Source organism: Streptomyces sp. NPDC054932 (assembly GCF_053610205.1).
Genome location: NZ_JBSGXU010000091.1, coordinates 24,293 through 31,080, shown reverse-complemented (window position 1 = coordinate 31,080; position 6,788 = coordinate 24,293). Strand labels below are relative to the sequence as shown.

Here is a 6,788-nt window from a genome sequence, read left to right as displayed (position 1 = left end):
GGAACACCGGCACCGCCGACCTCACCATCCACGCCACCACCACCCACGGCGACATCACCGCCCGCAGCCTCTAGGAGCAACACAGCGCCCGGCACCCGGCACGCTCCCCCGCTACCGACCCATCCCGAGGACGGACGAACACCCGTGAACACCACCGAGGACTACCAGGCCGCAGAACAACTCCTGCGCCGTCCCGCCCGCCCCGGCGAGCTCGTCACCGGCGACCGCATCAGGCCCCAGTGGACCGACGCCGGCACCCGGTTCCTGTACACGGTGAGCCACGGCACCGGCACGCGGTTCGTGCTGGCCGACCCGGCGGCGGGCACCCGCGAGCCGGCCTTCGACCACACCCGGCTCGCCGCCGCGCTCGCAGCCGCCTCCGGGCAGCACGTCAACGCCGAGGCCCTGCCGTTCACCGCCGTACAACCGAGCGACAACGCAGTCGAGTTCGCCGCGTTCGGCGCCTACTGGCGCTGCCGTCTGGACGACTACACCTGCGAGCAGGCCGAGTTCACACCGCCCGGCAACCCCCTGGAAGTGCTCTCACCCGACGGGAAGACCGCGGTGTTCCGGCAGGGCTCCGACCTGTGGGCACGTTCGCTGTCCGACGGCCGCACCTGGGCTTTGACCACCGACGGCGGGGCGGACCACTCCTACGGCACCGGCCCGCAGGCCACCGCCAACGCCACCCTGCTGCGCAAGATCGGGCTCCCCCACCTGCCGCCCGCCGTGGCCTGGTCGCCCGACAGCACGAAGGTGCTCGCCCACCGCACCGATGAGCGCAGCGTCCGCCAGACCCACCTCGTGGAAGCCGCACCCGCCGGCGGCGGCGCCCCCCTCCTGCACACCCAGCGCTACGCCCACACCGGGGACGCGAACCTCCCGCTGGCCGAACTGGTCGTACTGGACCCCGCCACCGGCACGGTGGTCCGCGCACAGGCCGCACCGCTGCTCATGCCGAACCTGTCACCCATCACCGCCGGTTGGGCCTGGTGGGCCCCCGACGGCTCGGCCGTGTACTACCTCGGCCGACCCCGCGACCAGCGCACCCTCACCCTGCACCGGATGGACCCGCTCACCGGCCGGGTCACCGAGGTGCTCAGCGAGACCGGGACCACCCGCGTGGAGCCCACCCAGTGGCTGTACGAGCCGCCGATCGTGCGGGTACTGGCCGACGAGGTGCTCTGGTACTCGCAGCGCGACGGCTGGGGCCACCTGTACCGGTACGACCTGCACACCGGCGCCCTCCTCGGACAGGTCACCTCCGGACCGTGGGCGGTGCGGCAGATCCTGCGCGTCGACGAGACCGCGCGCATCGTGTACTTCACCGCCTCCGGACTGACCGAAGACGACCCGTACCGGCGCACCGTGTGCAGGGCCGGCCTGGACGGGACCGGCTTCGCCAGGGTCACCGACGACGACCTGGACCATGTCGTCACCGTGCCGCACGGCCAGGACTACTTCGTCGACTCCGCGTCCACCGTCTCCACGCCGCCGGTCTCCCGCGTCCTTGACTGGACGGGCCGGGTGCTCATCGAGCTGGAGCGCGCCGACACCAGCAGGCTGACCGCCACCGGCTGGACGCCCCCGGAACGGTTCCGCGTCAAGGCGGCCGACGGGGTGACGGACGTCCACGGCGTGCTGTACCGGCCGCGGGGCTTCGACCCCGCCCGGCGCTACCCCGTGATCGACAGCCTCTACCCCGGCCCGCAGGTCAACCGGGTCTCCCCGTCCTTCGACCCCGGCGCGATGGGCCTCGACGCGGAACCCCTCGCCGCACTGGGCTTCGTGGTGGTGGCGCTGGACGGACGGGGCACCCCCGGGCGCAGCAAGGCCTTCCACGACGCCTCCTACGGCCGCCTGGCCGATGCGGGGGGCCTGGCCGACCATGTGACGGCACTGCGGCAACTGGCCGCGACCCGACCGTGGATGGACCTGGACCGGGTGGGCGCGTTCGGCCACTCCGGGGGCGGTTTCGCCGCGGCGCGGGCCATGCTCGACTTCCCCGACGTGTACCGGGCGGGAGTGGCCCTGTCCGGATCGCACGACGCCCGCTGCTTCAACCCCGGCTTCGTGGAGACCTATGACGGCGCGGACGACCCCGGCGCCTGGGCCCGTACGTCCAATGTCGACCTCGCCGACCGGCTGGAGGGCAGGCTGCTGCTCGTCCACGGCGAAATGGACGACCAGGTCCACCCGCAGCACACTCTGCGCCTGGCCGAACGGCTCGTCGCCGCCGACAAGGATTTCGAACTGCTCATCGTGCCCGGTGCCGAACACACCTTCATCGACTGCCTGGCCTACGTCCGCAAGCGCTGCTGGGACTTCATGGTGCGCGAACTGATGGGCGTGTGCCCGCCCGCCCACCGGCCCGCACCCATCACCATCGGACCGGAACTGCTGGCCGAACTGTTCAGCTGAGCGCAGCCCCGGGTGGCCCCGGTGGCCCGGGTGGCTCGCCCGGCGGCAGCGGTGTGCGGATCAGTAGCCGTCCGCGGCCAGGTGGCTCGCTTCCTGCCAGGACATCAGTTCCTTGAGGTCCGTGAAGTGAGCTGCCGCTTCGTCCCGTTCCAGTACCGCTTCGAGTACGAGGTGGCCGGGCACGCGCGGCAGGAACCGTACGGCTTGGTAGTGGTGGCGCATGACCGGCTGGTCCAGCACGAGACGGCGCACGCCGTCGGTCGCCGGAATGCGGTCGGGAGTCGTCGCGCTCCAAATCCAGCGCCCTGAAGGTTCGGCGAAGTTGAAACACTCGAACATGCCGGGGAGCGCGTCCAGGTGTTCCATGTCGATCGGGGCGTCGGAACTCAGTGCCAGGGCCTCCGTGCTCGGAGTGTTCCCGGCAATGTGCCCGCCACCGATGAGGACTCCGGCCAGCAGGGTCTGGAGCTGGTAGTTGTCGGCGATCCCGCCCATCCGCATACGGTAAGCCCTGCCGGAAGCCCGGTGCAGAACCAGCAGCGGCTCGTCGTCGAGGAGCAGGAGAGCGCGCTGGACGCACTGCAGGTCCCCGATGTGCGGCTCCAGGCTCCGGGTCAGCTCCACCAGTGCGTCCCGGTCGGCGAGCGGGTCCGGGCCGCCGAGGCGCGCCCGCACGCGGGGGTCGGCCAGGACTGCTACCGCCGCCTTCTCCCATTTGTGCACGGTGAGCCAGCCGAAGTAGGGGGCGTGCCACACCTGCCCGTAGTCGGCGCCGAAGGCATTCTGCTGCTCGGGGCTCGGCATGCCCGACGGGTCCGGGGGCTCCTGGTCCTCGCCGTAGTACCGCTCCCACAGCGCGGCGAACTCGAGCGCCTGTTCCAGGGCGGTCCGCAGGCCCGTCAGGACGGGGCGGGCGCAGACGACCGCGTCCGCGTCCCACTCGACCAGGGCGCCCACGAACACGGCGTAGACCGCTGCATGCCACTCGGGCATCTCGTCGAGCTGCCCGGCCAGGTGTGGCCCCAGCTCACGGGCGTGCTCGGCCAGGACCGGCCGGGGCAGCGAGGCGAGACTCTGATAGGCCGCCTCCAGCAGGCTGATACTCCGCTCGGCGATCGCGGTGTCGAAGGACTCCACGGCGGAGCGGACTGCAGCATCGGATGTGATCACCCCCGCAGTCTAGGAACCGGACCCCACGTTGCCCGCAGCCGGGGTGCCCGCGCGATGCGGTCCCCTTGGAGACCGGCCGGGAGAGGGCCCGTGTCCGAGGCTGTTGCGCCGCAGACGGTGCAGAACGGCCGGTGTCCGGGCGGGTGTGCGAAGTTCCCATGTACTCGGCCCGGTACATGATCCGGTATCACGGGTACACGTAGTGCACGAAGGGCGTACCGTTCGCGTCCCTGCACTCCCTCCACAACAGACAACGAGGAACCCATGACCACAGCCGACCAAGTCACCCGCGTCAAGGACGACTACGCCCGCCAGATCACCGGCGATCTCGCCGCGAACCAGGCGGCGCAGGAACAGCGGCGCGGTGAACTCCAGCGACTGCAACAGGAGCTCGGAGAACTCGAGGAAAGCGAGAAGGTACTTCTGAGGATGCAGGATGCCCTGGGCATCCCGGCGGAACCCGCCACCTCACAGCCGGCCGAGCGCCGCGCCAAGCAGGCCGCGGTGCCTGCGGCACGCAGCGCGGCCCCGGTTGCCAAGAAGGCCCCGGCGCCCAAGGCCAAGGCGAAGGTCGGCACGGAGGCGGGGGCAGGGGCCGAGGCCGCAGCCGTCAAGCCCCCTCGTGCTCGCAAGACCACCGGCAAGACCATCGGCAAGGCCACCGGCAAGTCCGCCGACAAGTCCGCCGGTGGTACCGGGGTGAAGGAAGAGACGGGCAGCCCCTCCTGGCTCGAACTCGTCACGGCCGCCCTGGCCGGTCTGACGGAACCCAGGTCGGCCGCCGAAGTCACCGAAACCCTCAGCGCCGCCCACCCCGCACGCAAGGTCCAGGCCGCGGTCATCCGCAACACCCTGGAACAGGGCGTCGCCCGCGGCCTGCTCGAACGTTCCAAGCAGGGCCGGTCCGTCTACTACAGCCCCACCGCCCCCGCCCCGGCAGAACCGGAGACCGCGCAGCCCCAGCCGTAGCGCCCCCGCCGAAGTTCCGGGATGCTCCGCCGGATCCGGCGGAGCATGGATCCGGGCAGGGTGCGTGTCCCCGCAACCCCCGGCCCCCGAACAGGGACCGGGGGTCGGGGTCGGGGAAGCATCAGTTGTTGGAGCCGACGATGTTGTAGTGGACGGCGTTGAACGCATGCCGGTACGGTCACGCGTCCTCAGGGGTGCGGGGAGAGCGTGACCGCGTGCGGGTCAAGGCCGTCGGCGACGCCGACGGAAGCGATGTCTCCCAGGCCGGCCGCCAGCCGGTCATCCGTTGTCCGATCCACGGCCGCAGGCTGTCCGGCACCGCCGACAACCAGCCTGCGCAGCCCGCACCCGTCCCGTCCGACCGCCCGTCCCCCGAGGTGCGGCGAATGAGCTCCCCCACACCGACCGGGATGCCGGGCCGTCCTCTAGGGTCCATCACGACGACCCGCCGAACGGTCCGTGCGGTACGGGCCGGCGACGGCCGGGGGGACAGGGGGAACTGATGGAGTCTTTGCGGTCCGGCGACCCGGGGGAGATCGGTGGTTACCGTCTGCTGGCACGGCTCGGCTCGGGAGGCATGGGCGAGGTGTTCCTGGCCCGCACGGCGTCCGGGCGTGCACTGGCCCTGAAGACCGTGCACCGCGAGCTGAGCCAGGAGGCGGATTTCGCCCAGCGCTTCGACCGGGAGATCCGCACCAGCGATCGCGTGCGGTGCGCCTGGACCGTTTCGGTGGTGGACTTCAGCCCGCCGGGGGCTTCCCCGCAGTGGCTGGCGACCGAGTACGTTCCCGCCCCCTCGCTCGGTGACTGGGTCCGCACGCACGGGCCGCTGGAAGCAGCGGCCGTGTGGCGTCTGGGCCAGGAACTGTCCAACGCCCTGGTCAGTGTGCAGGCGGCAGGCGTGGTCCACCGCGACATCAAACCCGCGAACGTACTGCTGGGCACCGAACGGCCCTTCCTCATCGATTTCGGAATCGCACGCACCGTCCGCGACCCGCGCCACACCCGCACCGGCACCGTCATCGGAACCCCCGGCTTCCTCGCACCGGAACAAGCAACCGGCACGATCGCCGGAGCCCCGGCCGACGTGTTCTCCCTCGCCGCGGTACTCGCCTACGCGGCCACGGGCCACAGCCCCTTCCTCCCCGCCGGCCAGGAACTGGACCTCCCCGCCCTGCTCTACCGGATCGTCCACGACGAACCGCTGCTCGACGGCGTACCGCAGGCACTCCTCCCCCTGCTCCGGGAATGTCTGGCCAAGGTTCCGCAGCAGCGCCCGGACGCCGCAGACCTCGCGGCACGCCTCAACGGCGGCCAGGAAGGCGGTCAGGAGGGCGGCTGGAGCGCGGTGATACCGCAATCCCTGCTGGCCGACACCGGCCGCCGGGAGGCCGAACTCCAGCAGCTCCTCGCCGCGCCGCAATCGCCCGCACCCGCACCCGGTACGAACGGCCCGGCACCCGCACCACCACGGCAGCCGCCCACACCGCAACTGCCGCTGCCGGGCGGGGTCGCCGGGACCGCCGGAGCCACGCCGGAGGGGGTGGTGCCTGCGCACGCGGCTGACGGGACCACGCCCTCCTCCCCCGCCCGGCCGGGAGGCGGCGGGCGGGCGCTGCTGCGCTCCCGCGGGGCCGGGGCGGCCGCGGGCGCCGCGGTCGTCGCCGCAGCCGTCGCCCTCGCCGTAGCGCTCCCCGGGCGCGGCGACGGAGACGGAGAGGGAGCCACTCCTCCCGGCCCCTCGTCCGGACCGACCTCGCCCTCGCCCTCGGCCGCGCCGGCGACGGCCGCGGCAGGAGCACTGCCCGTGGCATGGACCGGCACATGGTCCGGCACCGGACCCGGAACGCCCGATGCGGACGGCATCTCCCGCCCCCGGACCGGTGAGTTCGCAGTCACCGTCACACTGAACGGCGGAACGGTCGGCGAACTCGTGGGCCGGCAGGTCAGCGACCTCAAAGAAACCGCCACCGGACGGAACCTGGGCTGCACGGAAGCCCTCCAGCTACGCCAGACCCGCGGGAACAGCGCCGTGTTCGAAGCCGTGACCAGTCACCCCACCGACCGGACAGCCCTCCTCGAATGCCCCCGCGGCAACCTGTACGTACTGACCATGACGGAACCGGACCGGCTGACGCTGGAATCGGAAGGCGCACAGTCAGCGGGAGCTCCCACCTCGCTGACGCGCCACCCATGACACTGCAGGCCGGTGTGGCGCGGGGTTTGAC

Annotated in this window: 4 protein-coding genes; 3 read left to right on the top strand and 1 reads right to left on the bottom strand. The window is 72.0% G+C overall.

Going from position 1 to position 6,788, the window contains the following annotated elements; translation table 11 throughout:
- Nucleotides 1–144 precede the first annotated feature (144 nt).
- Nucleotides 145–2,421, top strand: a complete 2,277-nt coding sequence (locus tag ACWGE1_RS23550; protein WP_453422465.1) for a DPP IV N-terminal domain-containing protein — start codon at nt 145–147, stop codon at nt 2,419–2,421.
- A gap of 60 nt (nt 2,422–2,481) precedes the next feature.
- On the opposite strand, the gene ACWGE1_RS23545 is transcribed toward ACWGE1_RS23550, so the two are convergent.
- Nucleotides 2,482–3,591 (bottom strand): hypothetical protein, encoded by a 1,110-nt coding sequence (locus tag ACWGE1_RS23545; RefSeq protein ID WP_453422464.1) that lies wholly within the window; start codon nt 3,589–3,591, stop codon nt 2,482–2,484.
- A 264-nt stretch (nt 3,592–3,855) separates the two neighbouring features.
- Here ACWGE1_RS23545 and ACWGE1_RS23540 point away from each other — a divergent pair, with 264 nt between their 5' ends.
- On the top strand, nt 3,856–4,560 hold the full coding sequence (locus tag ACWGE1_RS23540) for a hypothetical protein (protein WP_453422463.1): 705 nt from the start codon (nt 3,856–3,858) through the stop codon (nt 4,558–4,560).
- Nucleotides 4,561–5,062: 502 nt separating this feature from the next.
- A complete protein-coding gene (locus tag ACWGE1_RS23535; protein ID WP_453422462.1) occupies nt 5,063–6,757 on the top strand; it encodes a serine/threonine-protein kinase in 1,695 nt (564 codons plus the stop codon).
- The last annotated feature ends 31 nt before the right edge of the window (nt 6,758–6,788 follow it).